This window comes from Chryseobacterium sp. ERMR1:04 (assembly GCF_001297705.1).
In the GTDB taxonomy this organism is placed as follows: domain Bacteria; phylum Bacteroidota; class Bacteroidia; order Flavobacteriales; family Weeksellaceae; genus Chryseobacterium.
Genome location: NZ_LIRF01000002.1, coordinates 5001 through 7297, shown reverse-complemented (window position 1 = coordinate 7297; position 2297 = coordinate 5001). Strand labels below are relative to the sequence as shown.

Here is a 2297-nt window from a genome sequence, read left to right as displayed (position 1 = left end):
TGCAGGACTTAACCTAACACCTCACGGCACGAGCTGACGACAACCATGCAGCACCTTGAAAATTGTCCGAAGAAAAGTCTATTTCTAAACCTGTCAATTCCCATTTAAGCCTTGGTAAGGTTCCTCGCGTATCATCGAATTAAACCACATAATCCACCGCTTGTGCGGGCCCCCGTCAATTCCTTTGAGTTTCATTCTTGCGAACGTACTCCCCAGGTGGCTAACTTATCACTTTCGCTTAGTCTCTGAAGCTTAAAGCCCCAAAAACGAGTTAGCATCGTTTACGGCGTGGACTACCAGGGTATCTAATCCTGTTCGCTCCCCACGCTTTCGTCCATCAGCGTCAGTTAAGACATGGTAACCTGCCTTCGCAATTGGTGTTCTAAGTAATATCTATGCATTTCACCGCTACACTACTTATTCCAGCTACCTCTACCTTACTCAAGGCTCGCAGTATCAATGGCAGTTTCATAGTTAAGCTATGAGATTTCACCACTGACTTACGAGCCCGCCTACGGACCCTTTAAACCCAATAAATCCGGATAACGCTTGCACCCTCCGTATTACCGCGGCTGCTGGCACGGAGTTAGCCGGTGCTTATTCGTATAGTACCTTCAGCTTTCCACACGTGGAAAGGTTTATCCCTATACAAAAGAAGTTTACAACCCATAGGGCCGTCGTCCTTCACGCGGGATGGCTGGATCAGGCTCTCACCCATTGTCCAATATTCCTCACTGCTGCCTCCCGTAGGAGTCTGGTCCGTGTCTCAGTACCAGTGTGGGGGATCACCCTCTCAGGCCCCCTAAAGATCATTGACTTGGTGAGCCGTTACCTCACCAACTATCTAATCTTGCGCGTGCCCATCTCTATCCACCGGAGTTTTCAATATCGAATGATGCCATTCAATATATTATGGGGTATTAATCTTCCTTTCGAAAGGCTATCCCCCAGATAAAGGCAGGTTGCACACGTGTTCCGCACCCGTACGCCGCTCTCTCTGTCCCGAAAGACAAATACCGCTCGGCTTGCATGTGTTAGGCCTCCCGCTAGCGTTCATCCTGAGCCAGGATCAAACTCTCCATTGTATGTTTGTCTGACTCACTCAAAGTTATTAACGTTCTAGTCTTTTCCTTACTTGGTTGTTATATCTATTTTTCAATGATCTTCTTATATCTTACGCTTTTTACTATACCTAATTTTCTGTCGTTTTCAGTATAGATTTGCGTGTGCAAAAGTAAAACTTTATTTCTAATTGACAAAGCGTTTTCTAACTTAATTTAGTGTCTTGTAAATAACCCTAACCTCGTTTTTAATACTCCTTATCTTCTACTCCTCTGCTCCCGTTTTACCGGACTGCAAAGATACAAATCTTTTTAACTTTTCCAACTCTTTCTAAGAAAAAGTTTAAGTTATTTTTTGATTCGTTTTTGTTGTGTAGATTTTGTCTTACTATCTTCTGCGCTACCAATCAACATATCGTTTTTCAGTGGGGCAAAAGTACTCTCTTTTACCCCACCAATCCAAACTTTATTAACTTAATGTTTACTTTGGGTTCATATTAAACTTTAAACTTCTGATTATAAGAGCTAAAAGTTTTAAACATTCGTTTGAGAGTTGGGGGTAATTGGGGTGATACGCGGGAGAGTTGGAGGAGTTGAGAGGTGGTGAGTTCTTAGTGATGGAGAGGTTTAGGGCTAAGATAAACTATGGTTGGGTAATATAAATGGGGGAGAATAGCTCCAGAGTTTGGTTTATGGAAAAAGAATATGTAAGGAAATATTGGAGTTCTACACGAAATCAAGTTTGAGGATAATAATCTCTCGCAGATTTAGCGGATGAAGCAGATTCTTAAATGAATCAATTTTTATCTAAAAAGGAAGGTTAGACGCTTACAGAAGATGGCAAAGATTTACACAGATGCTGTAAAACACTAAATGAGTTTTTTTTTGAAGGAATAAGTTAGGTACAGGAGAATGAGCTTTAAGGAATGATTACTTTTTTATTTCCCACAGATTTTCGCAGATTTACACAGATATTGGAATATAGCGTTCGAGGATCTTAGCCTCGGAATGTTTGAAGGTATAAATGTGTGTGATCATTTCCTAGAATTGGTTTATGGAAAAGGATATGCAAAGAAATATTGGAGTTCTACACGAGATGAAGTTTGAGAATAATAATCTCTCGCAGATCAAGCGGATGAAGCAGATTTTTTAATGAATGAATTTTTATCTAAAAAGATAGTTTAGATCATTACAGGATGACAAAGTGAGTGGTTACTGTTTTTGAGAAAAAATATT

1 rRNA gene is annotated in these 2297 nt (G+C 40.7%); it reads right to left on the bottom strand.

Annotated elements, in window-relative coordinates:
- Positions 1-1085: ribosomal RNA gene (locus tag AMQ68_RS00050) — 16S ribosomal RNA — on the bottom strand; the annotation flags it as partial.
- Positions 1086-2297: the final 1212 nt, after the last annotated feature.